Annotated in this window: 23 protein-coding genes, 15 tRNA genes and 3 rRNA genes; 36 read left to right on the forward strand and 5 right to left on the reverse strand. The window is 51.9% G+C overall.

Annotated elements, in window-relative coordinates; translation table 11 throughout:
* Positions 1-187 precede the first annotated feature (187 nt).
* The 6 genes from htpG (at position 188) to PUR_RS04450 (ending at position 7,234) form a co-directional block, all read left to right on the forward strand.
* Entirely contained in the window at positions 188-2,068 is a 1,881-nt protein-coding gene (gene htpG / locus PUR_RS04425) for a molecular chaperone HtpG (protein ID WP_179034200.1), read from the forward strand.
* A 497-nt stretch (positions 2,069-2,565) separates the two neighbouring features.
* Positions 2,566-3,750 (forward strand): nucleotidyltransferase domain-containing protein, encoded by a 1,185-nt coding sequence (locus PUR_RS04430; RefSeq protein WP_179034201.1) that lies wholly within the window; start codon positions 2,566-2,568, stop codon positions 3,748-3,750.
* A gap of 184 nt (positions 3,751-3,934) precedes the next feature.
* Positions 3,935-4,864, forward strand: a complete 930-nt coding sequence (locus PUR_RS04435; RefSeq protein WP_179034202.1) for an ABC transporter ATP-binding protein — start codon at positions 3,935-3,937, stop codon at positions 4,862-4,864.
* 2 nt (positions 4,865-4,866) lie between these two features.
* Complete coding sequence (locus PUR_RS04440; protein ID WP_179034203.1) at positions 4,867-5,988, forward strand: ABC transporter permease; 1,122 nt, start codon at positions 4,867-4,869, stop codon at positions 5,986-5,988.
* Between the two features lie 253 nt (positions 5,989-6,241).
* A complete protein-coding gene (locus PUR_RS04445) occupies positions 6,242-6,679 on the forward strand; it encodes a HEAT repeat domain-containing protein (RefSeq protein WP_442953827.1) in 438 nt (145 codons plus the stop codon).
* 90 nt (positions 6,680-6,769) lie between these two features.
* On the forward strand, positions 6,770-7,234 hold the full coding sequence (locus PUR_RS04450; protein ID WP_179034204.1) for a 2-thiouracil desulfurase family protein: 465 nt from the start codon (positions 6,770-6,772) through the stop codon (positions 7,232-7,234).
* Positions 7,235-7,341: 107 nt separating this feature from the next.
* On the opposite strand, the gene PUR_RS04455 is transcribed toward PUR_RS04450, so the two are convergent.
* Positions 7,342-7,470, reverse strand: a complete 129-nt coding sequence (locus PUR_RS04455; RefSeq protein ID WP_124696411.1) for a DUF4023 domain-containing protein — start codon at positions 7,468-7,470, stop codon at positions 7,342-7,344.
* A 180-nt stretch (positions 7,471-7,650) separates the two neighbouring features.
* Between PUR_RS04455 and PUR_RS04460 the strand changes: the two genes are divergently transcribed.
* From PUR_RS04460 to PUR_RS04550, 19 genes are all read left to right on the forward strand, one after another.
* Complete coding sequence (locus tag PUR_RS04460; protein WP_179034205.1) at positions 7,651-8,508, forward strand: gamma-glutamylcyclotransferase family protein; 858 nt, start codon at positions 7,651-7,653, stop codon at positions 8,506-8,508.
* Positions 8,509-8,875: 367 nt separating this feature from the next.
* Positions 8,876-10,431: ribosomal RNA gene (locus tag PUR_RS04465) — 16S ribosomal RNA — on the forward strand.
* Between the two features lie 246 nt (positions 10,432-10,677).
* Positions 10,678-13,604, forward strand: a 23S ribosomal RNA gene (locus PUR_RS04470).
* A gap of 123 nt (positions 13,605-13,727) precedes the next feature.
* Positions 13,728-13,844, forward strand: a 5S ribosomal RNA gene (gene rrf / locus PUR_RS04475).
* The 16S, 23S and 5S rRNA genes sit together here with 15 tRNA genes alongside, the layout of an rRNA operon.
* Before the next feature lie 63 nt (positions 13,845-13,907).
* Positions 13,908-13,984: transfer RNA gene (locus PUR_RS04480), tRNA-Ile, on the forward strand.
* A gap of 3 nt (positions 13,985-13,987) precedes the next feature.
* A tRNA-Asn gene (locus PUR_RS04485) sits at positions 13,988-14,060 on the forward strand.
* A 72-nt stretch (positions 14,061-14,132) separates the two neighbouring features.
* Positions 14,133-14,221 (forward strand) — tRNA-Ser (locus tag PUR_RS04490).
* Between the two features lie 44 nt (positions 14,222-14,265).
* Positions 14,266-14,340 (forward strand) — tRNA-Glu (locus tag PUR_RS04495).
* Positions 14,341-14,354: 14 nt separating this feature from the next.
* A tRNA-Val gene (locus PUR_RS04500) sits at positions 14,355-14,430 on the forward strand.
* 32 nt (positions 14,431-14,462) lie between these two features.
* Positions 14,463-14,539 (forward strand) — tRNA-Met (locus PUR_RS04505).
* A 25-nt stretch (positions 14,540-14,564) separates the two neighbouring features.
* Positions 14,565-14,641: transfer RNA gene (locus PUR_RS04510), tRNA-Asp, on the forward strand.
* 49 nt (positions 14,642-14,690) lie between these two features.
* Positions 14,691-14,766: transfer RNA gene (locus PUR_RS04515), tRNA-His, on the forward strand.
* A 27-nt stretch (positions 14,767-14,793) separates the two neighbouring features.
* Positions 14,794-14,868: transfer RNA gene (locus PUR_RS04520), tRNA-Gln, on the forward strand.
* A 70-nt stretch (positions 14,869-14,938) separates the two neighbouring features.
* Positions 14,939-15,014, forward strand: a tRNA-Lys gene (locus PUR_RS04525).
* A 14-nt stretch (positions 15,015-15,028) separates the two neighbouring features.
* Positions 15,029-15,116: transfer RNA gene (locus PUR_RS04530), tRNA-Leu, on the forward strand.
* Positions 15,117-15,124: 8 nt separating this feature from the next.
* Positions 15,125-15,199 (forward strand) — tRNA-Gly (locus tag PUR_RS04535).
* 6 nt (positions 15,200-15,205) lie between these two features.
* Positions 15,206-15,282: transfer RNA gene (locus PUR_RS04540), tRNA-Arg, on the forward strand.
* A gap of 12 nt (positions 15,283-15,294) precedes the next feature.
* Positions 15,295-15,368, forward strand: a tRNA-Pro gene (locus PUR_RS04545).
* A 10-nt stretch (positions 15,369-15,378) separates the two neighbouring features.
* Positions 15,379-15,449: transfer RNA gene (locus PUR_RS04550), tRNA-Gly, on the forward strand.
* A gap of 95 nt (positions 15,450-15,544) precedes the next feature.
* Here PUR_RS04550 and PUR_RS04555 read toward each other — a convergent pair.
* The 4 genes from PUR_RS04555 to PUR_RS04570 form a co-directional block, all read right to left on the reverse strand.
* Positions 15,545-16,771, reverse strand: a complete 1,227-nt coding sequence (locus PUR_RS04555; protein WP_179034206.1) for a tyrosine-type recombinase/integrase — start codon at positions 16,769-16,771, stop codon at positions 15,545-15,547.
* Position 16,772: 1 nt separating this feature from the next.
* Positions 16,773-16,922, reverse strand: coding sequence for a hypothetical protein (locus tag PUR_RS04560; protein ID WP_179034207.1), 150 nt, complete (start codon positions 16,920-16,922; stop codon positions 16,773-16,775).
* Between the two features lie 81 nt (positions 16,923-17,003).
* Positions 17,004-17,420, reverse strand: coding sequence for an ImmA/IrrE family metallo-endopeptidase (locus PUR_RS04565; RefSeq protein ID WP_179034208.1), 417 nt, complete (start codon positions 17,418-17,420; stop codon positions 17,004-17,006).
* A 5-nt stretch (positions 17,421-17,425) separates the two neighbouring features.
* Complete coding sequence (locus PUR_RS04570) at positions 17,426-17,854, reverse strand: helix-turn-helix domain-containing protein (protein WP_179034209.1); 429 nt, start codon at positions 17,852-17,854, stop codon at positions 17,426-17,428.
* A gap of 219 nt (positions 17,855-18,073) precedes the next feature.
* Between PUR_RS04570 and PUR_RS04575 the strand changes: the two genes are divergently transcribed.
* From PUR_RS04575 to PUR_RS04625, 11 genes are all read left to right on the forward strand, one after another.
* Positions 18,074-18,316 carry a helix-turn-helix domain-containing protein gene (locus tag PUR_RS04575; protein WP_179034210.1) on the forward strand — a complete coding sequence of 81 codons (243 nt, stop codon included), beginning with the start codon at positions 18,074-18,076 and terminating at the stop codon, positions 18,314-18,316.
* On the forward strand, positions 18,316-18,597 hold the full coding sequence (locus PUR_RS04580) for a helix-turn-helix domain-containing protein (RefSeq protein WP_179034211.1): 282 nt from the start codon (positions 18,316-18,318) through the stop codon (positions 18,595-18,597). The genes PUR_RS04575 and PUR_RS04580 overlap by 1 nt, the downstream gene beginning before the upstream one ends.
* 5 nt (positions 18,598-18,602) lie before the next feature.
* Complete coding sequence (locus PUR_RS04585) at positions 18,603-18,815, forward strand: hypothetical protein (RefSeq protein ID WP_179034212.1); 213 nt, start codon at positions 18,603-18,605, stop codon at positions 18,813-18,815.
* Positions 18,781-18,951 (forward strand): hypothetical protein, encoded by a 171-nt coding sequence (locus tag PUR_RS04590; protein WP_179034213.1) that lies wholly within the window; start codon positions 18,781-18,783, stop codon positions 18,949-18,951. Before PUR_RS04585 ends, PUR_RS04590 begins: the two co-directional genes overlap by 35 nt.
* Before the next feature lie 5 nt (positions 18,952-18,956).
* The gene (locus PUR_RS04595) at positions 18,957-19,187 is read left to right on the forward strand and encodes a hypothetical protein (RefSeq protein WP_179034214.1); all 231 of its coding nucleotides are present in this window, start codon (positions 18,957-18,959) and stop codon (positions 19,185-19,187) included.
* A 64-nt stretch (positions 19,188-19,251) separates the two neighbouring features.
* On the forward strand, positions 19,252-20,076 hold the full coding sequence (locus PUR_RS04600) for a DUF7666 domain-containing protein (RefSeq protein ID WP_179034215.1): 825 nt from the start codon (positions 19,252-19,254) through the stop codon (positions 20,074-20,076).
* 28 nt (positions 20,077-20,104) lie between these two features.
* On the forward strand, positions 20,105-20,521 hold the full coding sequence (locus tag PUR_RS04605) for a hypothetical protein (protein ID WP_179034216.1): 417 nt from the start codon (positions 20,105-20,107) through the stop codon (positions 20,519-20,521).
* On the forward strand, positions 20,518-21,702 hold the full coding sequence (locus PUR_RS04610) for a DUF2800 domain-containing protein (protein WP_179034217.1): 1,185 nt from the start codon (positions 20,518-20,520) through the stop codon (positions 21,700-21,702). The genes PUR_RS04605 and PUR_RS04610 overlap by 4 nt, the downstream gene beginning before the upstream one ends.
* A 169-nt stretch (positions 21,703-21,871) precedes the next feature.
* The gene (locus PUR_RS04615; RefSeq protein ID WP_179034218.1) at positions 21,872-22,435 is read left to right on the forward strand and encodes a DUF2815 family protein; all 564 of its coding nucleotides are present in this window, start codon (positions 21,872-21,874) and stop codon (positions 22,433-22,435) included.
* Between the two features lie 79 nt (positions 22,436-22,514).
* The gene (locus PUR_RS04620) at positions 22,515-22,892 is read left to right on the forward strand and encodes a nucleoside triphosphate pyrophosphohydrolase family protein (RefSeq protein ID WP_179034219.1); all 378 of its coding nucleotides are present in this window, start codon (positions 22,515-22,517) and stop codon (positions 22,890-22,892) included.
* Positions 22,889-24,832, forward strand: a complete 1,944-nt coding sequence (locus tag PUR_RS04625) for a DNA polymerase (protein WP_179034220.1) — start codon at positions 22,889-22,891, stop codon at positions 24,830-24,832. Before PUR_RS04620 ends, PUR_RS04625 begins: the two co-directional genes overlap by 4 nt.
* Positions 24,833-24,845 lie beyond the last annotated feature (13 nt).

Here is a 24,845-nt window from a genome sequence, read left to right on the forward strand (position 1 = left end):
AGTTAACATTCAGCTATACCAAAGTCAACTGTCCACAGGGGTAATTTTAGATTCGACTTTAGGATATTGACCTCATTTTATGAATGTGGTATATAAAAATAGGGATTAGCACTCAATGAGTTAGAGTGCTAAAATATACATTACAACGAACCGTTCATTTGTATTTTATCTTGGAAGGAGACTAGGCATGGTCAAAAAGCAGTTTCAAGCGGAATCCAAACGATTGCTGGAAATGATGATCAACTCGATTTACACGCAGCGCGAGATTTTTCTCCGCGAACTCATTTCCAATTCCAGCGACGCCATTGACAAGATTTATTACAAAGCGCTGACCGACGATACGCTCACATTCAACAAAGAGGATTATTTCATTAAAATCACTGTCGACAAAGCGAACCGCACCCTGAGCGTCTCCGATACTGGAATCGGCATGACGCAGGAAGAGCTGGAGAGCAATCTCGGCGTTATCGCGAAGAGCGGCTCGCTTGCCTTCAAGAAGGAGAACGAAGCGAAGGACGGCCATAATATTATCGGCCAGTTCGGGGTAGGCTTTTATTCCGCTTTCATGGTAGCCGACAATATTACGGTGATCAGCCGGCCGCTCGGCAGCGATACGGCTCTCAAATGGGAGTCCGAAGGCGCGGATGGCTATACGATTGAGCCTTGCGAGAAGGCTTCGGTCGGCACCGATATTATTTTGAAGATCAAGGAGAACACCGAGGAAGACAACTACGACGAATATCTGGAAGAGTACCGGCTGAGATCGATCATCAAGAAATACTCCGATTTTATCCGCTATCCGATCAAGATGGACGTTACCCGTAGCGTGCCGAAGGAAGGCGCGGAGAACGAGTACGAGGAAATTACGGAAGAGCAGACCGTCAACAGCATGGTCCCGATCTGGCGCAAGAACAAGAGCGAGCTGAAGGACGAGGACTACGAGAACTTCTACCAGGAGAAGCGCTACGGTTTCGATAAGCCGCTGAAGCATATCCATATCAGCGCCGACGGCGCGGTGGTGTACAACGCGATCCTGTTCATTCCGGAGAATACGCCTTTCGATTATTACACCAAGGAATATGAAAAAGGCCTCGAGCTGTACTCGAACGGCGTCCTCATCATGAACAAATGCGGCGACCTGCTTCCCGACTATTTCAGCTTCGTGAAAGGCATGGTCGATTCCGAGGATCTGTCGCTGAACATCTCCCGCGAGCTGCTTCAGCATGACCGCCAGCTGAGCCTGATCGCGAAGAACATCAAGAACAAGATCAAGAGCGCTCTGCTAAGTCTGCTCAAGGACGAGAGAGAGAAGTACGAATCTTTCTACAACGCGTTTGGCAGAGGGTTGAAGTTCGGCGTATACAATGATTATGGCGTCAACAAGGATACGCTTCAGGATCTCCTGCTGTTCCATTCCTCCAAGGAGAAGAAGCTGGTCAGCCTGGACGAATACGTATCGAGAATGCCCGAGGATCAGAAATACATCTACTACGCTTCCGGCGAGTCCATCGAACGGATCGAGAAGCTGCCGCAGACGGAGCTGGTGGCCGATAAAGGCTACGAAATCTTGTATTTTACCGACGATATCGACGAATTTGCCATCAAAATCCTGATGAGCTACAAGGACAAAGAGTTCAAATCCGTCTCCAGCGGCGACCTTGGCATCGACACGGAGGAGCAGGAGAAGGCGGCGGAAAGCGCCGATACCGAGAACAAGGATCTGTTCGAAGCGATGAAGGACGTGCTCGGCGGCAAGGTCAAGAGCGTCAAGGCGTCCAAACGGCTGAAATCCCATCCGGTCTGCCTGTCCTCTGAAGGCGATCTGACCATCGAGATGGAAAAAACGCTCCGGGCGATGCCGAACGCCGGCGATGTCCAGGCCGACAAGGTGCTGGAGATCAACGTGAACCATGACGTCTTCAAGTCGCTGAAGGATGCCCAGAACAAGGACAAGGAGAAGCTGGCGCTCTACACGAATCTGCTGTACAACCAGGCGCTGCTTATCGAAGGGCTGCCGGTCGGCGATCCGGTGGAGTTCACAAACGATATTTGCAAAATAATGGTGTAAGGCAGTCCGCCATTTCCAAAATGAAACGACAGCTTCAACCCGTATTCGGTCTAAACGCCGGAGCGGGTTGTTTTTTTACATAGCTTGATCCCCTTCAAGGCAAGGTGGCCAAAGTGGCGGCAGTTGCGAGGAATGCCTGCAGGTGTACACCTTTTTTTCTATAAGCTTCTACTCCAAACCCAATACCTGCAAAGATGCATGCATTACACTTCCATTCTCCTCATTCCGGCGTGTATGCATCCAATGCCTGCACGATCGCAGCTATTTCCTTCTTTCCAAGTAAATCAGCCGACAAAACCTGCAGGTTTGCAGGAAAACACAGGCTCCGCCTGAACAGCCGATCCGCTGAGGGGGCCATGGGAATTAGACCAGGCGGAATTAGTAGCCTAGTAATGATTAGTAGCCAGCTAATGCAAGAGAGGCATAGAGTTTGACATATTTCTGGCAGCGGTGATACGCTCTCTTCAAAAGACATCGCGGCAGAAGGAGAATTCCCTATGGATGAACGGAATGTGATAGATCACGGGATTTTATCTAAGGAACTATTGCTTCTTCTTGCTCTGCTTGCCGCGGACAAAGTTGACGAGGTGGCAGACCGGCAGTCGGAGATGTTCGCGGACATCGATTGGAAGCAGTTCATGCGGCTTGCCATGCATCATCGCGTGTATCCTTTTCTGTATCCCAAGCTTAGCCGCATGCGTGAAGGGCGGATTCCTTCAGAGCTCGTCCAATGGCTGAAGCAAGAATACTGTAAAAATACCGTTCAGATGCTCCACCTCAGCGGCGAAATGGGCAGGCTGGCCGATAAGCTGGCTGACGCGGGCATCCCGGCCCTTTTCCTGAAAGGGCCGGTGCTGGCGCAGGATTTGTACGGCGATATCTCGCTCCGCACGTCCCGCGACCTCGATTTTATCGTGCCCATTGGCAAACTGGCCGAAGCGGAAGCCCTGCTAGTCAGGCTCGGCTATGTAGAGGAAGAAGAATTCGAGACTATTCTGGGAGATTGGAAATGGAGGCAGCATCATAAGACGTTCCACCACCCCGGCAACAATATTAAGGCCGAGGTCCACTGGAGACTGAATCCGGCGCCTTCCAGAGAGCCGGACTTCGATGAACTGTGGGAGCGGAGGGGGACCAGCAACCTCCTGGGCCGGAATATTCATTATTTGGGACCGGAGGATTTGTTTCTGTTCTTGTCCGCGCACGGAGCCAGGCACGGCTGGTCAAGATTGAGATGGCTGCTGGATATCAAGCAACTGCTGCTGAAGCAGCCGGACCCCGGCACATTGACCCGGCTTCTTCATCGGTATGGCTATGATGATGTCGGAGGACAGGCCCTTCTGTTGGCCGCCGATTTATTGAAGGCGCCGATCGATCCCGGCCTGTCCCGCTTGGCGGAGAGGCCAAAAGCCCGCCGCCTGGCCCGGCTTGCCATGTTCTACGTGGGGCGAATGGTCAATCTGCATAATCCGCCGCTGCCGCCTGAAGTAGAGCGGCATTACCGGTATTATCAGCCGGCGATTTTGTCGTGGGGGCAGCAGCTTCTATACGCGCTCGGATTTCTGCATCCTTATGCGGCGGATGCGAAGACGCTGCCGCTGCCGAGGCGCCTGCACTTTCTTTACTTCGCTTTGCGGCCCTTTTTATGGACATGGAGAAAAGCATTTGGCGAGGAGAAATGAGCAGCGCGCCTTCTGAGAAGCCTACAGAACTAAAACCCGCATTCGGCCCAAACGACGAAGCGGGTTATTTTTGACTACGTCCCTGGACCGAGTCCAAAATCGGCTTGCGGACGGTTTGGGCCATTTCGGCCTTCGGATTATAATAGAGCTGAATTGCAGAAACGGAGATATGGGAGGGGTACCATTGACGATCCTTGAGGTTAAAAACTTGAGAAAATATTTCGGCGAGGTCAAGGCTGTTCAAGACATCAGCTTCACGGTGGAAGCGGGAGAAGTCTTTACGATTATCGGACCGAACGGAGCGGGCAAGACGACAACCCTGGAGATGATCGAAGGCTTGCAGCCGCCGGATGCCGGCAGTATTGCCATTGCGGGACTGTCCTGGGGCAAGGACGAGAGCGAGATCAAGACGCGGATCGGCGTACAGCCCCAGTCGAGCGCCTTGTTCGATCTGCTCACCGCCGAGGAGAATCTGGACTTATTCGCTTCATTTTACCCTAAGCGCAAATCGACTGCAGAGGTGCTGGGAATGATCAATCTGACCGAGCACCGGAACAAGCGGGTTAAATCGCTGTCCGGCGGGCAGCGACAGCGTCTGGCTATCGGCCTTGCGATGATCAACGACCCGCAGGTGATTTTTCTCGATGAGCCGACAACGGGACTCGACCCTCAGGCACGCCGCAACATTTGGGATATTATTCTCCAATTGAAGCAGCTGGGCGCGACGATTATTTTGACGACGCACTACATGGAAGAGGCGGAGAAGCTGAGCGACCGCGTCTGCATCGTCGATCAGGGTACGGTGATCAGTCTCGACACGCCGGCGGCTCTAATCGGCAAGCTGACGCGGGAGCGGGAAGTGCGGCTGTCTTTTTTCGATGGGGAAGATGCGGCTGCGCGGACCGAGCAAGCGCTAAGGGACCTTCAAGAAATTGTAAGGATGGAACGGGACGGCGCGAACCTGACGCTCTGGTCGCCTGAACCGGAGCAGGCGCTGTACGGACTGCTTGGATTCACCAAGGAGCAGGGTTACCGGGTCGAGCATGTATCCATTCGCGAAATGAGCCTTGAAGATGTCTTTATTGCCTTCACGGGCAAGGAATGGAGGGATTGATCATGAACGCAGGCACCCAGCTCAAGAAATTATTTATTGCTCAATTGAAGACGATGTTCCGCGAGAAGGCGGTCTGGTTCTGGAATTTATTTTTCCCGGTTATTCTCATGGTGCTGTTTATGGTTATTTTCGGCGGAGGCGGGGACGGCGGAGACTTCAAGGCGAAGGTGGCGCTGGTTAAGCCGGCGTCTAGTGCGGCCAGCGATTCTCTGGAGGCCGGACTGCGGAAGATTCCGGTCTTCGAGTGGAAGTCGGAGCAGGCCGTGGATAGTGCCCAGGCTGATAAGTGGGTGAAGGGCAAGGATGTGGACGCGGCCATCGTTCTGCCGGAGAACGGCAGCGGCGGCGACATCCGCCTGATCGTCAATGCCGAGAATGAGAGCAACGCCACCACCCAGGCAATCCGGGGCATTCTGGACCGGTACGTCCAGGAAGCCAGCTTTGCCGCGGCGGGAATCGAACCGGCTTACCGGCTGCAGACGTCGTCGGTGTCCAGCGGCAGCAAGGACATCAGCAGCGCCGATTTCCTTCTGACCGGCATGATCTCCCTGTCCATCGCCCAGGCCGGACTGTTCGGGATGGTCGACATGGTCGAGATCCGCAGGTCCGGCCTGCTCAAGCGGCTGCGCATGACCCCGATGCGGATGGGGCTGTACGGCCTCGGCGGGATGATGGTCCGCTTCGTGCTCAGCTTCGTGCAGATTGTCCTGCTGACCGTCATCGGCGTCTTCGGCTTCGGCGCGAACCTGCATCTTAATCTGCCGGTGCTGATAATCGCCTTCTTCATCGGGGTTCTGGCCTTCAACGCCCTCGGCTATCTGATTTCTTCCTTCAGCAAATCCCTGGAGTCCTACATGGGCGTGGCGAACATCACCAGCTTCCTGATGATGTTCATCAGCGGCGTCTTCTTCACCACCAGCAGTCTGCCCGATTGGCTGAAACCAGTCACCCGGGTGCTGCCGCTGACCTATTTCGTGGAAGGGATGCGGGACGGCATGGTATATGGTTCCGGCCTCTTCAACGCCGCGTTCTGGAGCGGCATCGGCATCCTCACCCTGTGGGGCGCGGCGGCGTTCTCCCTCGGGGCGCTGATTTACCGGAAGGCTAAGGTGGAGGTACGGTAGGGTTGAGGCAACAGTTATACGGGAAATGCATGGCTATACATGAACGGGTGGCTGTCCCATAAGGGGTGGCCGCCCTTTTTTGCTTTGATCCGAAAAAGCGAGCAATATCTGACTCCCCCGTTTTACATAAAGAGCCCTGTTTTAGTGCGAATGTTGAGTCCTGCCCCGGACTAAGCTAAAATATCCCTATCACAAGATTGATCACAGAAGGGGATTGTGCCGTTTGAATAATGAAGAAATGAACGTTGAGGAAATAAGCACCGAAGAAGCGAGCAATGGACTGCCTGAGAATTATGCGGAATTGAAAAAGGCTGCAGGACGTTCCGCGGATTGGAGAGCCCGTCTTGCCGCGGTCGAGGAGCTGGGAAATTACCCTCACAGACAGGTTATCGACATCCTGACGCGTCTGGTGGAAAGCGATCCGGTGTACACTGTGCAGGAAGCGGCTTACCGGAAGCTTGAAGCATTCGGTGAGAGTGTGGCGGCGCCTTCCAAGGACAAGCCCGAGCTGTTCAAAGGCTTGGCCAAAATTCTGCTGCGGATCAAGAAAAGCCTTCCCAGGGAACATACGTATGAAGAGTTCAAAGAGAAGCTGAAGAAGATGAGAATCGACGTGTATGACGCCTATGAAGGCGAAAAGGGCGAAGGCTTCGACAAGTGGCTGGAAAGCAAATGGTCTTCGGTAAAATAACCGAACCAGATTTTAAACAGGGATGTGCCTGGCAGCCAGAGAGCAGCTCCAGCCTGCGGTTAAGTATCTCCAGCAAAGGAGGAAACAGCCATGATTCTCGTCAGCTCTTGCCTTGCCGGTGTCGAGTGCAGGTATGACGGCTCACATAATGTGCAGGAGAAAATTCAACAATTGACCCGTGAGAACAAGGCTGTGCTTGTCTGCCCTGAAGTGTTCGGCGGCTGTCCTACGCCGCGCGAGCCGGCCGAGATTGCCTTTGGAACAGGAGAAGACGTTTTAGCCGGGAAGGCCAAGGTCATTGACCGGTTCGGCAAGGATGTAACCGGGCTTTTTGTCGCGGGGGCCTATAAAGCTCTCGAAACGGCGCGGGAGCACCATGCTTCGCTCATCGTTCTAAAAGAAAACAGCCCCTCTTGCGGCAGTAACATGATTTATGACGGCTGGTTTGCGGGCAATAAAATCCCTGGAGAAGGCGTAACGGCGGCTTTGCTGAGACGGGAAGGGTTCAAGGTGATTTCGGAGAACGAGTTTGCTTCGGGAGAATATGGTGTTTGATAGGCTTATCTTCATATAATGCAAAAGCGCCCCGGTCATCATAAGCTCGGGGCGCTTTTTTGCGTAAGGTCCATTACCATTCGCTAACGCTACAGCCATAGCGCATGCTATTTGTTCGTGCTGTGCTGCTTGTTCGGGAGCTTGCTGCCTTGATTGCCTTTTGCGCGGTGCTTGTTTTTTTCGTCTTTTTTCTGAGTGTCGTGCAATTTTTCTACAAATTCATGGGTACTGTCCATGGTTCTCCTCCTTTAGGCGATAAGCATGGTATTAATGTAACCCGTTTACTTGTAATCCATGTGCTCTAAAGCATCCGGTTAGGCAATTTACTGTCCTTTTAAATCTCTTCATAGTAAGTAGTGAGTGGTATGATAGAGCGAAAAGAAAGTCTACATCCTGATAAGAAGGGAAAACACAACATGGAACTTGTTTTTGTATACGGAACATTGCGGCAGGGTGAGGAAAATCATCATCTATTGTGCAACGCCCGGCCGATTGCGCTGATGGCGCAAACCAAGGGAGTTTTAATGGATACGCGGCAGGGCTATCCGGCTATGGTACAGGAAGGCTCCGGCGTGGTGGCAGGCGAGCTGTATGAAGTGTCACCGGAAGTGCTGGCCCGGCTGGATGAACTGGAGGATTATTACGGCCAGGGGGATCCGGCGAATGAATATGAGCGGATTAGAGCGGTTGTGACGACGGACAGCGGACAGCAGGAAGCCTGGGTGTATGTATACCTGAAGCGGAAGCAGGACGACGTGATTGCCCACGGGGACTGGAAGCTGCATCTGGTGAGGCAGAATTCGCATGTGTTTTATTTTGCCTATGGAAGCTGCATGGACTTGGAAAGAATCACTCACGCAGGAGCTGCAGGATGGTTTGAGGATGTGAAGGGGCGTGCGGCAGCGGACGGATTCAATCTTCTATTTACGTATAGGGCCAAGGACGGCGGGCGGGCCGATCTCGTTGAAACCGGGGGCAAAACGGAGGGGAAGCTTTACCGGATACCAACGGAATGTCTTGATGAGTACCTATATCTCAGGGAAGGCGTAGACAGCGGGATGTATCGTCCAGCGGTTCTGCCTGTTCAGTGCGAAGACGGAAGCGTGCAGGATGCGGTAACGTTCGTTGTTGTGGACAAAAACTTAGAGATGTCCCCGCCAGGGCACTATCTCCGGGAAATTTTGCGCGGAGCCCGCCCAGTCGTCTCTCCGGAGTATTATACCGAATTGGAAGAACGGTTCTGGACGAGGTATGGATTTCAGCTTGCGGAATAACGAGTGGCCCTGAAGTCAAAATCAAATTAATGCTTGCATTCATTTTGAGTTCATGGTATATTCTAATTCCGGCCAAGAAATACGAGTTCTGCTTCAAAAAGAAATTAAAAAAAGAGCTTGCATTAAACGGCCCGATATGATATATTATAAAAGTTGCTGCTGAGACATTAAGTTGAACGGCGACAAACAAGTTTGATCTTTGAAAACTGAACAACGAGTGAGTGGGAATTCGCTTCTGGCGAGTTCCAAAATGAAGAGAATGCAAATTCTCGTCAGATGTTTCAAAATGAGCGAATCGCTCTATCGATAAACTTTTCGGATGGTTATTTTCTCGGAGTGATTCGGGTGGTAACCGCACGAAAAAACCTTATTGGAGAGTTTGATCCTGGCTCAGGACGAACGCTGGCGGCGTGCCTAATACATGCAAGTCGAGCGGAGTCCTTTTGAGAGCTTGCTCTCAAAAGGACTTAGCGGCGGACGGGTGAGTAACACGTAGGCAACCTGCCCCTTGGACTGGGATAACTACCGGAAACGGTAGCTAATACCGGATAAGACCTTCTGGTGCATACTGGAAGGCGGAAAGGCGGAGCAATCTGCTACCAGGGGATGGGCCTGCGGCGCATTAGCTAGTTGGTGGGGTAACGGCTCACCAAGGCGACGATGCGTAGCCGACCTGAGAGGGTGAACGGCCACACTGGGACTGAGACACGGCCCAGACTCCTACGGGAGGCAGCAGTAGGGAATCTTCCGCAATGGGCGAAAGCCTGACGGAGCAACGCCGCGTGAGTGATGAAGGTTTTCGGATCGTAAAGCTCTGTTGCCAGGGAAGAACGTCTTGTAGAGTAACTGCTACAAGAGTGACGGTACCTGAGAAGAAAGCCCCGGCTAACTACGTGCCAGCAGCCGCGGTAATACGTAGGGGCAAGCGTTGTCCGGAATTATTGGGCGTAAAGCGCGCGCAGGCGGCTGTTTAAGTCTGGTGTTTAAACCATGGGCTCAACCTGTGGTCGCACTGGAAACTGGGCAGCTTGAGTGCAGAAGAGGAAAGTGGAATTCCACGTGTAGCGGTGAAATGCGTAGAGATGTGGAGGAACACCAGTGGCGAAGGCGACTTTCTGGGCTGTAACTGACGCTGAGGCGCGAAAGCGTGGGGAGCAAACAGGATTAGATACCCTGGTAGTCCACGCCGTAAACGATGAGTGCTAGGTGTTAGGGGTTTCGATACCCTTGGTGCCGAAGTTAACACAGTAAGCACTCCGCCTGGGGAGTACGGTCGCAAGACTGAAACTCAAAGGAATTGACGGGGACCCGCACAAGCAGTGGAGTATGTGGTTTAATTCGAAGCAACGCGAAGAACCTTACCAGGTCTTGACATCCCTCTGAATCGTCTAGAGATAGGCGCGGCCTTCGGGACAGAGGAGACAGGTGGTGCATGGTTGTCGTCAGCTCGTGTCGTGAGATGTTGGGTTAAGTCCCGCAACGAGCGCAACCCTTGACTTTAGTTGCCAGCAGGTGAAGCTGGGCACTCTAGAGTGACTGCCGGTGACAAACCGGAGGAAGGTGGGGATGACGTCAAATCATCATGCCCCTTATGACCTGGGCTACACACGTACTACAATGGCCGGTACAACGGGAAGCGAAGCCGCGAGGTGGAGCCAATCTTATAAAGCCGGTCTCAGTTCGGATTGCAGGCTGCAACTCGCCTGCATGAAGTCGGAATTGCTAGTAATCGCGGATCAGCATGCCGCGGTGAATACGTTCCCGGGTCTTGTACACACCGCCCGTCACACCACGAGAGTTTACAACACCCGAAGTCGGTGGGGTAACCCGCAAGGGAGCCAGCCGCCGAAGGTGGGGTAGATGATTGGGGTGAAGTCGTAACAAGGTAGCCGTATCGGAAGGTGCGGCTGGATCACCTCCTTTCTATGGAGAATCGTTTCCCGAGCGGAAACATTCAAATACGGAAGCTAAGCTTCCAAAATTCAGGTTTAGGCCTGTTACTCACTCGTTGCTCAGTTTTGAGAGCTCAAACTCTCAATCTTGATCCTTGAAAACTGGATACCGAAACGAAAATTGCGTTTTAGAACATCTTTTAGCTGAACTTGTGTCAAGCGATTGATCAAGTGAAGTGAATAGTGGTTCATGATTTTCCCTAACGGGAAAACATGTGGTTAAGCTACTAAGAGCACACGGAGGATGCCTAGGCGCCAGGAGCCGATGAAGGACGTGGCGAACAACGAAAATGCCTCGGGGAGCTGTAAGCAAGCGTTGATCCGGGGGTGTCCGAATGGGGAAACCCGGCTGTGGTAATGCACAGTCACTCCTACCTGAATTCATAGGGTAGGTGGAGGCAGACCAGGGGAACTGAAACATCTAAGTACCCTGAGGAAGAGAAAACAAGAGTGATTCCGTCAGTAGCGGCGAGCGAACGCGGAACAGCCTAAACCAGGGAGCTTGCTCCCTGGGGTTGTGGGACGTCTCACATGGAGTTACAAAGGAACAAGATAGGCGAAGAGGTCTGGAAAGGCCCGCGATAGAGGTAAAAGCCCTGTAGCCCAAATTTGGTTCCCTCCGAGACGGATCCCGAGTAGTGCGGGGCACGTGAAACCCCGTATGAATCCGGCAGGACCATCTGCCAAGGCTAAATACTCCCTGGCGACCGATAGTGAAACAGTACCGTGAGGGAAAGGTGAAAAGCACCCCGGAAGGGGAGTGAAATAGTACCTGAAACCGTGTGCTTACAAGAAGTCAGAGCCCGTTATAGGGGTGATGGCGTGCCTTTTGTAGAATGAACCGGCGAGTTACGTTTAACGTGCAAGGTTAAGGCGAGAAGCCGGAGCCGCAGCGAAAGCGAGTCTGAATAGGGCGACTTAAGTACGTGGGCGTAGACCCGAAACCGTGTGATCTACCCCCGTCCAGGGTGAAGGTGCGGTAACACGCACTGGAGGCCCGAACCCACGCACGTTGAAAAGTGCGGGGATGAGGTGGGGGTAGCGGAGAAATTCCAATCGAACTCGGAGATAGCTGGTTCTCCCCGAAATAGCTTTAGGGCTAGCCTCGGTGATTAACAGTACTGGAGGTAGAGCACTGATTGGGTGCGGGGCCCGCAAGGGTTACCAAGCTCAGTCAAACTCCGAATGCCAGCTACTGATGCACCGGGAGTCAGACAGTGAGTGCTAAGATCCATTGTCAAAAGGGAAACAGCCCAGACCATCAGCTAAGGTCCCCAAGTGTGTGTTAAGTGGGAAAGGATGTGGAGTTGCACAGACAACCAGGATGTTGGCTTAGAAGCAGCCACCATTGAAAGAGTGCGTAATAGCTCACTGGTCGAGTGACTCTGCGCCGAAAATGTAACGGGGCTAAACACACCACCGAAGTTATGGCTTGATGCTTTGCATCAGGGGTAGGGGAGCGTTGTATGTGGGTTGAAGGTTGACTGTAAGGACAGCTGGACAGCATACAAGTGAGAATGCCGGTATGAGTAACGAAAAGATCAGTGAGAATCTGATCCGCCGAAAGCCCAAGGTTTCCTGAGGAAGGCTCGTCCGCTCAGGGTAAGTCGGGACCTAAGGCGAGGCCGACAGGCGTAGTCGAAGGACAACAGGTTGATATTCCTGTACCACCGTAATCCGCTATGAGCGATGGGGGGACGCAGGAGGGTAGTGACGCGGACTGATGGATGTCCGTCCAAGCAGCGAGGCTGGTGTATAGGCAAATCCGTACACCATAAGGCTGGGCTGTGATGGGGAGCGAAAATTACAGTAGCGAAGGTCATGATCTCACACTGCCAAGAAAAGCCTCTAGCCAGGAGAAGGTGCCCGTACCGCAAACCGACACAGGTAGGCGAGAAGAGAATTCTAAGGCGCGCGGAAGAACTCTCGTTAAGGAACTCGGCAAAATGACCCCGTAACTTCGGGAGAAGGGGTGCCTCGGTAGGGTGAATAGCCCGAGGGGGCCGCAGTGAAAAGGCCCAAGCGACTGTTTAGCAAAACACAGGTCTGTGCGAAGCCGCAAGGCGAAGTATACGGGCTGACGCCTGCCCGGTGCTGGAAGGTTAAGGGGAGCGGTTAGGGGTAACCCGAAGCTGTGAACCGAAGCCCCAGTAAACGGCGGCCGTAACTATAACGGTCCTAAGGTAGCGAAATTCCTTGTCAGGTAAATTCTGACCCGCACGAATGGCGTAACGACTTGGGCGCTGTCTCAACGAGAGATCCGGTGAAATTTTAATACCTGTGAAGATGCAGGTTACCCGCGACAAGACGGAAAGACCCCATGGAGCTTTACTGCAGCTTGATATTGAACTTGGGTACGATCTGTACAGGATAGGTGGGAGCCTTAGAAGCCGGAGCGCCAGCTTCGGTGGAGGCGCCGTTGGGATACCACCCTGATCGTATCTAGGTTCTAACCTGGCACCCTCATCGGGTGCGGGGACCGTGTCAGGCGGGCAGTTTGACTGGGGCGGTCGCCTCCTAAAGAGTAACGGAGGCGTCCCAAGGTTCCCCAGAATGGTTGGAAATCATTCGAAGAGTGCAAAGGCAGAAGGGAGCTTGACTGCGAGACCAACAAGTCGAGCAGGGACGAAAGTCGGGCTTAGTGATCCGGTGGTACCGCATGGAAGGGCCATCGCTCAACGGATAAAAGCTACCCTGGGGATAACAGGCTTATCTCCCCCAAGAGTCCACATCGACGGGGAGGTTTGGCACCTCGATGTCGGCTCATCGCATCCTGGGGCTGAAGTAGGTCCCAAGGGTTGGGCTGTTCGCCCATTAAAGCGGTACGCGAGCTGGGTTCAGAACGTCGTGAGACAGTTCGGTCCCTATCTGTCGTGGGCGTAGGAAATTTGAGAGGAGCTGTCCTTAGTACGAGAGGACCGGGATGGACGTACCGCTGGTGCACCAGTTGTTCCGCCAGGAGCATGGCTGGGTAGCTACGTACGGACGGGATAAGCGCTGAAAGCATCTAAGCGTGAAGCCCCCCTCAAGATGAGATTTCCCAATTAGTAAGACCCCTTGAAGACGACGAGGTAGATAGGTTGGAGGTGGAAGTGCAGCAATGCATGGAGCTGACCAATACTAATCGGTCGAGGGCTTATCCAAATTTCTAAAATGCAAGATTCGTTTCGGTCCAGTTTTCAGGGAGTAAGATCTCTGTAGCGCGTTTTCTGTAGTCGATGATTTTCCTGAAGAGATTCGGGAGGCGAAGCGACCGGAAAACATCCGTTTGGTGGCGATGGCGGAGGGGTTCCACGCGTACCCATCCCGAACACGACCGTTAAGCCCTCCAGCGCCGATGGTACTTGGACCGAAGGGTCCTGGGAGAGTAGGACGCCGCCAAGCGGACAGTCATATATTTTCGTTGGGGTATTTTTTTTGCCCGCAACGTTTACATATTATCCAAGAGGGCCCTTAGCTCAGCTGGTTAGAGCGCACCCCTGATAAGGGTGAGGTCGGTGGTTCGAGTCCACTAGGGCCCACCATGGTCCCTGATAGCTCAGTTGGTAGAGCACTCGACTGTTAATCGAGTTGTCACAGGTTCGAGTCCTGTTCGGGGAGTTACCTCTCCGGAAAGCAATAAATGGACAGCAATGTTTATTTACCCGCTTTCCGGGGTACCTTACACATCATGGAGAGGTGTCCGAGTTGGCCGAAGGAGCACGATTGGAAATCGTGTAGGCGTCAAAAGCGTCTCGAGGGTTCGAATCCCTCTCTCTCCGTTGGATTCTCGTCGGATGGGATAATGATGGCATATTTATAGCATGGCCCGTTGGTCAAGGGGTTAAGACACCTCCCTTTCACGGAGGTAACAGGGGTTCGAATCCCCTACGGGTCACCAACTACTATTTATATGGAGGCTTAGCTCAGCTGGGAGAGCATCTGCCTTACAAGCAGAGGGTCGGGGGTTCGATCCCCTCAGCCTCCACCATGATACTACAAAATAAATACTTGTATTACTGACGCGGGGTGGAGCAGCCCGGTAGCTCGTCGGGCTCATAACCCGAAGGCCGCAGGTTCAAATCCTGCCCCCGCAACCAATTCTTCTTAGAGAAGAAGCCTCGTGGAACCGTGGTGTAGAGGCCTAACATGCCTGCCTGTCACGCAGGAGATCGCGGGTTCGAATCCCGTCGGTTCCGCCATTAACTTACCTATTCTTGAACAACCATTACACCGAATCATTTTACTATGGCGGTCGTGGCGAAGGGGTTAACGCACCGGATTGTGGCTCCGGCATTCGTGGGTTCAAGTCCCATCGATCGCCCCATTAATTTAAAAATTTACGTATCGTTGTTGGGGATTAGCCAAGCGGTAAGGCAACGGACTTTGACTCCGTCACGCATAGGTTCGAATCCTATATCCCCAGCCACTTCACCCCAAAAAGTGAAGTTAAGCTTAGATGATGACTCCGAGTACTTTTCGGGGACCCCATCTTACACGAGCCATTAGCTCAGTTGGTAGAGCACCTGACTTTTAATCAGGGTGTCGAAGGTTCGAGTCCTTCATGGCTCACCATGTTTCATTCTTTTGCGGTCGTGGCGGAATTGGCAGACGCGCACGGTTCAGGTCCGTGTGGGCTAACCCCCCGTGGAGGTTCGAGTCCTCTCGACCGCACCATATTTATTGCGGACGTGGCTCAGCGGTAGAGCATCGCCTTGCCAAGGCGAGGGTCGCGGGTTCGATTCCCGTCGTCCGCTCCATATTTTGCGCCCTTAGCTCAGCTGGATAGAGCGTTTGACTACGAATCAAAAGGCCGGGAGTTCGAATCTCTCAGGGCGCGCCATTATTATATTAACGGGATGTAGCTCAGCTTGGTAGAGCACCTGGTTTGGGACCAGGGGGTCGCATGTTCGAATCGTGTCATCCCGATTTTACACCTGCGGGTGTAGTTCAATGGTAGAACTTCAGCCTTCCAAGCTGATAGCGTGGGTTCGATTCCCATCACCCGCTTTGCCCTAAACTTTTACTGAAACCCTTGTGGCGCAAGGGTTTTTTCTTTGCGCATTTTCGACAAATGACAGACGACTTTGTGCTTATGGGGCAATTCATGGGGCAATTTTCTGCTTTCTTGGATTCATGTCTTCGAGTGGAGAAATTAGGCTGCGGTGGACAGTTTCTTTCTCATGCGTATAACGATCGGTAGTCTCCAATTTTGCATGTCGCAAAAATTTCTGGATACTCCGTTGATCGGCCCCATGCTCCCGGAGCAAAGTTGCAGCTGTGTGCCGTAGGCCGTGCAGCTTTACATGAGTGAAGCCGTTCCGTTTTAAGAACTTCGCCCAAGTATTGGTTGCAGTAGAGGGGTAGTACATAACGCCCTTACCGCTATGAAAGAGGTACTGCTTATCTCCGCCTAACCACTTACGACATTGCAGCTTTTCTTTTCGCCACTGGCGCTCATAAGCCCGCAATTCTTCCATATACCATTGAGGCATCGGAACCCATCCTTCGGATTCAACTGTTTTGACTTCACTTTCGACCTTCTGACCTTCTTCGTCAATCGTGATTTGATTTTCGATATAGATCATTGATTCCTCATAATTCAAACAAGGTAACTCGACGGCTAAATATTCACCGCGCCTGAATCCTCCCAACATAACCCCAGTAAAGTATAATCTCCATCTGGTAGGCAGTTTGTACATAGTAAGCAGCAGCTCGGCAACTTCAGTTTTTGTATAGTTCTGCTTTACATCCTTGATTCTCTTCTTCTCCTTCTTATTCATGGAGGGCCGATCAACGCCATCTATCGGGTTTTCTGTTATCACTCCCCATTCATGAGCTTTATCAAATATTGACTTTATGCATTTATAAATATTTAATTTGGAGTTTGTAGCAAGCAAATTGCCATTCTTCAAATTTCGAAGGTCGGCAAACCATTCAGCAAGCTCAAGTGTTGTAATCTCATCAAGCCAAGAATCACCGAATTCAGGAATTAATCTTGATTCGATAATGTTATTGCTGTTAAAAATGGTTTCCCCGCTCATATTCTCTTGAGCATAGACCTTTTTCCATGTAGGAATAAATTCTTTAAAGGTTTTCTTTTTCGAGCGGCTTCTATTCTTGCCTTTGTCCTGGTACTTTCCAGTTGTCACGAGCTGGCTCCATTTGTCTTCTTGAACGGCCAGCCAATTATCTCTTTTTTTGTCTGACCGTGCGTTGACGATCTCTGGTGGCATCTCCACAACCATAGATCGTTTGGGCCTGGATGCTTTTGATGGGTCTCGCTCGACAAGCTTATACTTATTTCCTCCAAGATGTTCGCTCCAAGCCATCCTAATTCACCATCCTTACATATGCGATTACGACTCTGCGGTTCGTGTTTTCCATGATGGCAATCAATTCATTTCCTTCACGGATAATGCGCCTGAAGACAGGGACTTCTCTGGAAATCCCGACATTCATCATTTCATTTTTGTAATACATTGTCTTTTTCACCTCCTTTCAAGAACTGGTGTTCGGTTTAACGGCATATGTAAATAGCCTTGCGGTTGTCATCACGAAAGGTTATATGTAAAATTGCGACATTTCAATAGGGATGCTGTTACGGCGCAATATATCGTATATGGCTTCTCCAGCTGTTAAGCTATCATCGCCGATTAAGAGTTGAACAGCGAATCTGTTAGCCTCTCGTTCAAAACGACCAGTACAGAAGAAGGAATGCTCATCTATCCAGAACCTACTGATCCCGGGATGAAGTAAGGCGTGTGCCAATTCATGAGCGCAGATAAATCGTTGCCACTGCTCAGACATCCCGGAATGAATCACAATATATTTCCTGCGCAGTGTACGCCTGAACATACCACGTGTATTTTCACCTAAGTCTCTGAACCATACTTCTATATTTAAAAACTCCGCTAGTCGGAAGGGGCAATTTGTGTTGTATTTGCGGAGAAGCCTTCGGATCACGGGGTTTATTTCCATGTAGTTTAATCACCCTTTTTCTTCCGTCCATACGTCTTCTTATTTTTCTCTTTAGCGTCCCAGAACATTGCTTCCATAACGCGCTTAATTTTCTCTTTATCTTCGTCGCTGATCGGCACGCCATCGAACATGACTGGAGCATCTTCCTCCAGCATCTTCTTAAAGTCACGCTTATCTTTGGTCGTGGCCCACTCAGGGGCAGGCTGAGCGTCTTCATTCACGTGTCCGGCTGCCGCCATCAATTCGTCGTAGTCTATTTTGAGTGCTTGCGCCAATTTACGAAGAGTTTCTGGTTTAGGTGGTTTCCGCAGACCATTTTCAATCCGGGATATTTGGGCGTTGCTAACCCCTGAATAAAGTGCCAACTGATTGATACTTAAATCTCTTTCCTCTCTCAATGCGCGTAAATAATTACCGAATTCCTTAGCGTCCATAAGCAACCTCCAGTTTGTTACCTGTTGGTAATAAATATAATCGAATTGTCCCAAAAGGTAAAGGTATTTGGTGAAAAACTATTACCAAAAGGTATTATAAGTGAAATTTCAATGAATATGCAGGAATACGAGGAAATTCGACGAAAAAGTGATGTTTACCATTTGGTATCGTTCGGGGTATCATACATACCATAAGGTAACAGAGAGGAGGTAATACTCTTGAGGCTTGAGCTCAACGTGAAGGCGGTAGAGAAATTCATGAAGCGTAAAGGTTGGGATGACAAGGATCTGGCGAATAATATCGGAGTTTCCAAGGTACAAGTCTACCGTGTTTTTAAGGGACAGCGCTCGCCCGGAAATGAGTTCATAGCCGGTTTACTCTCTTGTGAGGGGGCAGGGCTGAGTCTATTTAGGTTTGAAGGATCGTTACCAAAAGGTATAGAGATTGAGGAGGACGGCTGATGCCAAACACGAATGATCTGATCGAAGCTCTACGCGCCGACATCCGGCAGGGGCTCCGCGAAGAAATCCTGGCCGAGCTTCAGCCCGAGATTGATCAGCGCTTGTACAGCAACATCTTTGATGTAAAGGAGCTCTGCCGATATCTGAAGGTTTCCGATCGAACCATTCGGCGAATGGTTAAAGATGATGAATTGCCGCACTTCTGGCAGCGTGGGCAGATGTATTTCCGGCAGACTTCGGTGGACCAATGGGTCGCCAAACGAGAGCAGAAAGGAGAATAACCATCTTGGATATGGATAACGAATTGACTGTGAAAGACCATCTAGCCCTCGCAAAATGGCATCTGGACAAGGCCATCGAAGCCGAACTGGCCGCCCGAAGAGTACAGCACCTTGGAAAGCTCGGGGCAGCCAGATACGAGATCGCAGAAGTACACGCTATCCGCGTAAAGGAGGAGGCTGGCCGTGAAAGTCAGTTGCAATTCTCAGACGTCGGCTGATACGACTTGGCGCCGGCTTGAGCTCAAGCGTTTGAAATGGCAGATTAACAACGGACGCGCCAAGTGCAATCCGGAGGTGACGCCGGCAGCATTGGATTGGCTGGACGGCGAGATCGCAGAGCTTGAAGGGAGGTGAACCATTTGAGCAAAGTGACGAAGCTGGCCGAAGTCATTGACTTCTGCGCCAATCCAAAATGTCAGGCTGAAATTATGTTTGGCCAGAGAGTAGTCAGACACGGCAAGGATTTGTATTGCGGGAATAACTGCTTATGCGAAGGCATTGGCGCTGTAGTAATCAAGGCAGACGACAGCCCTGAAAGGGGTGATGCTTCAGAAAACGAAAAAGACGATTCTCAGGCTCCTACCCCTTAGAATCGTCCGCAATACAAACCACTATTATGAGGTCAGTTTAGCACTGATCGAGAGGAGAGGCAAGATGTCAAAAGGTTACAAAGCGTTTGGTAAAGGTTTGGTTTGCCGGAATTTTCAGTACAAGGAGAATGAAGTATTTGAGCACACAGGCCGTATCGAGCCGTGTGATTCCGGCTTCCACTTCTGCGAGAACCCACTGGATACCCTGGATTACTACCCGCTGATCGACAGAAACGGTGATCTCACCGAGTTTACGGAAGTGGAAGCCGTAGGTGATGTTAAGACGGAAGACAACAAGTCCGTGACCAATAAACTGCACGTTGGCGCAAAGCTGGGTCTTCCTGGATTCGTTAAGGCTTCATTCGACTTCCTTTGGGAGAAATGCTCTTCCAATCCTTCTGAGCCGGATTCCGGATTCAATGCCCAGCTCGCCAGCAGCGGAGACTCTGCCCAGCTCGCCAGCAGCGGAGACTCTGCCCGGCTCGCCAGCAGCGGACGCTATGCCCAGCTCGCCAGCAGCGGACGCTATGCCCAGCTCGCCAGCAGCGGACGCCATGCCCAGCTCGCCAGCAGCGGAGACTCTGCCCGGCTCGCCAGCAGCGGAGACTCTGCCCAGCTCGCCAGCAGCGGACGCCATGCCCAGCTCGCCAGCAGCGGAGACTCTGCCCAGCTCGATCTGAAAGGTTCTGATTCCGTCGGCGCTGCTATCGGATCGGGAGAGAACCGGATTCGCGGCACAGTGGGATGCTGGATCACCTTGGCCGAATGGGGCTGGGTCGATGATAGGCTTGTCCCGCTGTGCGTCAAGACAGTTCAAATCGACGGCGAGGTCATCAAGGCGGATACCTGGTACAAACTCGAAGACGGTCAGTTTGTTGTAGTCGAATAACCAATTTTACTTATAGGAGGACTTATATATGTCAGTTCAAATTACGATTAATGGCGAAAACGCCAGTGAAGCCATCTCCGAATTTGCCGTTCTTTCTGCTGCCTTCACCGGCTCTGCTCCTGCTGCTCCCGTAGTGGACAAGCCTAAGACACGCAGTAAAGCAACGCAAAAGCAGGAAGAACCTGAAATAAAGACCGCGGATTCGGAACCAGAGATCAAGCAGGAAGCCGCCAATTCGGAGCCCGAGACTAAGCAAGAGGATCCTGATCCACTGCAAGAGGTCACCGTCGAAGATATCCGTGCGAAAGCTGGAGAGGTCGGCCAAATGGGCAAGAAGGCAGAGGTTAAAGCTCTGCTGGACAAGTTTGGCGCGAAGACCGTCAGCACCGTTCCCGCTGAGAAAAGAGCCGAGTTTCTCGCTGCGTTGAAGGCGCTTGTGGAATGACGGCCGATCACGCCAATCGGGCGCATGCGAAATTGTCTGCCAGCGGCTCCAAGCGCTGGCTCTCCTGCACCCCGAGCGCGGAGCTTGAGGCTCAATTCGAAGATAGTACATCAAGTTTTGCCGAAGAGGGTACGGCAGCACATGAGCTGTCTGAAATCTGGCTCAAATACCACCTTTCCCAAATCAAGGCTTGGGATCATGGCGAGCTGTGGAAGCAGGCTCAGAAAGGTAAGTATTACTCGCGGGAAATGGAAGATTACGTTCAAGGCTATGTGTCCATCGTGCTGGAACGGGCGAATGAAGCTTTCAAACGATCCAAGGATGCCATCGTGCTACTGGAACAACGACTCGATTTCAGTGAGTGGGTTCCTCACGGTTTCGGCACGGGTGACGTGCTGATCATTGCAGACGGGATAATGGAAGTCATTGATCTGAAGTATGGGAAAGGAGTACCTGTTTCAGCTGAGGAGAACAGTCAGATGCGTCTTTATGGTTTGGGCGCTCTTGATGGATACGGGTACCTCTACGACATTCAGACCGTTCGAATGACTATCGTTCAGCCACGCCTAGACAGCGTATCAACAGAGGAATTGACTGCCGATGACCTGCTTTCCTGGGGTGAGGATTACGTGAAGCCCCGGGCAGCTATGGCAGCAGCCGGAGAAGGAGAGTTTGCTGCTGGCGACCACTGCAGATTCTGCAAGGCCCGGGCAACATGCCGGACTCGTGCAGAAGATAATTTGAAGCTAGCAAAATATGAATTCCGTGACGGTTCTCTGCTTTCACTCGATGAAGTAGGGGACGTACTTGGTCGGATCGATCAGCTGCAGAAGTGGGCCGAGGACATCAAGAAACACGCCCTGGATCAAGCCGAGAAGCACGGAGTGCGTTACCCAGGCTGGAAGCTGGTCGAAGGACGCAGTAACCGAATCTATTCAGACCGTGATGCTGTTCAGGCCGCGCTGCTGGCTGTTGGGTTTGTAGAAGATAAGATCCTGACGCCTCGGGAGCTGCTTGGTATCACAGCGATGGAGAAGGCCGTAGGCAAGAAAAAGTTCGAAGAGTTACTGTCCGAACTTATTATCAAGCCTACGGGTAAGCCGACTTTGGCGCCGGAGAAAGACCCTCGGCCAGAACTATCATCGACTGCATCTGCCGCTGCGGATTTCACTGATGACTGAGCGTTATGGTATTTGGAGCACCTGGTCTAAGCAGTTCTGTTTTGGAATTGACCAACCAACAAAGAGAAAGGCTTGGAAGGCTCTTTTCAATAAAATCGGCAAGGACGCCTATAAATGGCGTTTTGAAGTAAGGAAAATCCCACAACCAACTCAAAGGAGAGATATACACATGGCGGTTACTAACAAAGATACAAAGGTAGTTACAGGAAAGGTACGTTTCAGCTACTGCCACATTTTCAAGCCGCAGGCAATGGAAGCCGGTCAGGACCCGAAATACAGCCTGTGCCTCTTAATCCCCAAATCGGACAAGGAGACGCTGAAAAAGATCCAAGCCGCGATCAACGCCGCCATTGAAGCCGGGAAGAGCAAATGGGGCGGAAAGATCCCGCCAAATCTGAAGAAGCCGCTGCGCGACGGGGATTCGGAGAAAGATACGGACGATTACCCGGAATATGCCGGTCACTACTTTATCAACGCAACCAGCAAGCAGAAGCCGGGCGTGATTGATCGGGACAAGCAGGAAGTGCTTGATTCCACGGAGGTATATAGCGGCTGCTTTGGGCGCGTCAGCCTTAATTTCTATGCCTTCGATACGAAAGGCAACAAGGGAATTGCCGCAGGCCTGAACAATGTTCAGAAGCTGTCTGATGGCGATTACCTGGGTGGCCGCAGCTCAGCTGAGGATGATTTCGACGACGAATTTGCCAGCGACGATGAAGACTACATGAACTAAACGGATACAGGGGATGCCGCAAGGGTCCCCTTTTCTTAACCGATAAAAACGCAAAAACCTTGGAAACGGAGGAATCGGTATGCAAATTAACGATATGGTAAAAGCCGCTCATGACAATGCGGTCAGTAAAGGCTGGTGGGAAGAAGATCGCAGTTTCGTGGAGACCATCGCTCTGATTCACTCCGAGGCATCGGAGGCTCTGGAGGATTTCCGAAACGGGTATCAACCGGCAAAAATGTTATATACGAGACCGGACAGTACGGGATCTGTACTCACTTTAGACTATCAAGCAGACGAGAATTGGAAGCCCTGCGGCATACCGTCCGAGTTGGCTGATATTGTCATCCGCGTGTTTGATGCCTGCGGTCGTTACGGCATCGATCTGGAACAGGCGATCACAGAGAAGATGGCCTTCAATGCTACGTGGCCGCAACGGCATGGTGGGAAAGTGCTATGACTGTTCTCCAAATTGACATCGAAACTTTTTCCAGCGTGGACATCACCAAATGTGGTGTTTACCCCTATGTCGAGGCGTCTGACTTTGAAGTTCTGCTGTTCGGCTACGCTTTTGACGATGAGCCGGTTCAGGTAATTGACCTGGTTGATTTTGAGGATATTCCGCAGCGCGTCCTGGATGCACTCTGGAATCCTGACGTGATCAAGACGGCATATAACGCTAATTTCGAACGAACGGCGCTGGCCCGACACTTCGAAAAGCCGATGCTGGCAGAACAATGGCGCTGCACATCTGTTTTGGCACTTACGATGGGTCTGCCTGGCACACTGGATCAGGTTGCTAAGGTGCTGAAGCTGGAGCAACAGAAGGACTCTTGGGGGAAAGCACTCATCAAATATTTCAGCGTTCCGTGCAAGCCGACAAAGACGAATGGACAACGGACGCGGAATTTCCCACATCATGATCCTGACAAATGGGCAGGGTTTAAGTCCTACTGCGGGCAGGACGTCGAGACTGAACGTGATGTGCGCAAGAAGCTCCTCAAATATGAACCTTCAGAATTTGAACACCGCCTATGGGTTCTCGATCAAAAAATTAACGATAGCGGAATCCGAATTGATCCTCTGCTGGTTGAGCGGGCTATTGAATGCGACGCCGACTTCCAGCGACGCCGGACGGAAGAGGCGCGGGAGCTGACGGGATTGGAGAATCCGAACAGTGTAACGCAGCTGAAGACCTGGCTGGAAGAGCAGGAGGGAATAACCGTTGAGGGGTTGACCAAAGATACGGTTCCCGTACTTTTGGAGCAGGTAAAAGGAGAGAACAGCCGGCGCATGCTGGAGCTGCGGCAAGAAATGTCCAAAACCTCCGTCAAAAAATACGAGGCCATGTCCCGGGCACTTTGCCAGGATAATCGGGTGCGGGGACTGCTCCAGTTCTACGGGGCGAACCGGACCGGACGCTGGGCGGGGCGGCTGGTCCAGGTACATAACTTGCCACAGAACAAGCTGAAGGATCTGGAGCTTGCCCGGGATCTTCTCTTAGCCGGTGAGTATGAACTGCTGGAATTGTTGTTCGATAGTGTGCCCGGTGTTCTGTCTCAGCTCATCCGGACAGCGTTCATTCCGCTGGATGGTAATCGATTCATTGTTTCCGACTTCTCGGCCATTGAGGCCCGGGTAATTGCTTGGCTGGCGGGAGAGCAGTGGCGGATTGATGTGTTTAACTCCCACGGCAAGATATATGAAGCCTCTGCTGCGCAGATGTTCCACCTGCCCATTGATGAGATTACGAAGGATCTACGCGGGAAGGGTAAGATCGCGGAATTGGCTTTAGGGTATGGCGGCAGCGTGGGTGCTTTGGAAGTGATGGGCGCTCTGAAAATGGGATTGTCAATTGAAGAACTGCTGCCGCTGGTGAAGTCCTGGCGAGCAGCTAATCCGAAGATTACAAAGCTCTGGTGGGATGTGGACGCTGCGGCAATGGCTGCTGTGCAGGACCGGAAGCGGGTAAAACTGCAATTCGGAATCTCCTTCCTCTATGAGTCCGGTTATCTCTTCCTTCAGCTTCCTTCGGGGCGCCGACTATCCTACGCCAATCCGCAGATCAAAGAAGGAAAATTCGGCAAGCCCGCGCTGACCTACGATGGAGTGGATCAGACGAAGAAGACCTGGGGCCGTATCGACACATATGGACCGAAGCTGGTGGAGAATATCGTCCAAGCCATCGCCCGGGATTGCCTGGCGGAGAGCATGCTTCAACTGGACGCGAGAGGATATCAGCTCCGTATGCACGTTCATGATGAGGTCATTATTGATGAGCCTGAGGAACAGGACTCACTGGAAGAAATCGCCGATATCATGGGCAAGCCTATTCCTTGGGCGCCAGGATTGCCCCTGCGGGCAGATGGCTTCGAAACAACCTTCTATAGAAAAGATTAAGGAGCGATTATTC

It is taken from the genome of Paenibacillus sp. URB8-2 (assembly GCF_013393385.1).
GTDB lineage: Bacteria > Bacillota > Bacilli > Paenibacillales > Paenibacillaceae > Paenibacillus_AQ.

Bases quoted from the DNA above. Each gene is read 5' to 3' on its own strand.
- htpG (WP_179034200.1), top strand. From the start codon at position 188: ATGGTCAAAAAGCAGTTTCAAGCGGAATCCAAACGATTGCTGGAAATG.
- PUR_RS04430 (WP_179034201.1), top strand. From the start codon at position 2,566: ATGGATGAACGGAATGTGATAGATCACGGGATTTTATCTAAGGAACTA.
- PUR_RS04440 (WP_179034203.1), top strand. From the start codon at position 4,867: ATGAACGCAGGCACCCAGCTCAAGAAATTATTTATTGCTCAATTGAAG.
- PUR_RS04450 (WP_179034204.1), top strand. From the start codon at position 6,770: ATGATTCTCGTCAGCTCTTGCCTTGCCGGTGTCGAGTGCAGGTATGAC.
- PUR_RS04455 (WP_124696411.1), bottom strand. From the start codon at position 7,470: ATGGACAGTACCCATGAATTTGTAGAAAAATTGCACGACACTCAGAAA.
- PUR_RS04460 (WP_179034205.1), top strand. From the start codon at position 7,651: ATGGAACTTGTTTTTGTATACGGAACATTGCGGCAGGGTGAGGAAAAT.
- PUR_RS04555 (WP_179034206.1), bottom strand. From the start codon at position 16,771: ATGGCTTGGAGCGAACATCTTGGAGGAAATAAGTATAAGCTTGTCGAG.
- PUR_RS04560 (WP_179034207.1), bottom strand. From the start codon at position 16,922: ATGTATTACAAAAATGAAATGATGAATGTCGGGATTTCCAGAGAAGTC.
- PUR_RS04565 (WP_179034208.1), bottom strand. From the start codon at position 17,420: ATGGAAATAAACCCCGTGATCCGAAGGCTTCTCCGCAAATACAACACA.
- PUR_RS04570 (WP_179034209.1), bottom strand. From the start codon at position 17,854: ATGGACGCTAAGGAATTCGGTAATTATTTACGCGCATTGAGAGAGGAA.
- PUR_RS04580 (WP_179034211.1), top strand. From the start codon at position 18,316: ATGCCAAACACGAATGATCTGATCGAAGCTCTACGCGCCGACATCCGG.
- PUR_RS04600 (WP_179034215.1), top strand. From the start codon at position 19,252: ATGTCAAAAGGTTACAAAGCGTTTGGTAAAGGTTTGGTTTGCCGGAAT.
- PUR_RS04605 (WP_179034216.1), top strand. From the start codon at position 20,105: ATGTCAGTTCAAATTACGATTAATGGCGAAAACGCCAGTGAAGCCATC.
- PUR_RS04610 (WP_179034217.1), top strand. From the start codon at position 20,518: ATGACGGCCGATCACGCCAATCGGGCGCATGCGAAATTGTCTGCCAGC.
- PUR_RS04615 (WP_179034218.1), top strand. From the start codon at position 21,872: ATGGCGGTTACTAACAAAGATACAAAGGTAGTTACAGGAAAGGTACGT.
- PUR_RS04620 (WP_179034219.1), top strand. From the start codon at position 22,515: ATGCAAATTAACGATATGGTAAAAGCCGCTCATGACAATGCGGTCAGT.
- PUR_RS04625 (WP_179034220.1), top strand. From the start codon at position 22,889: ATGACTGTTCTCCAAATTGACATCGAAACTTTTTCCAGCGTGGACATC.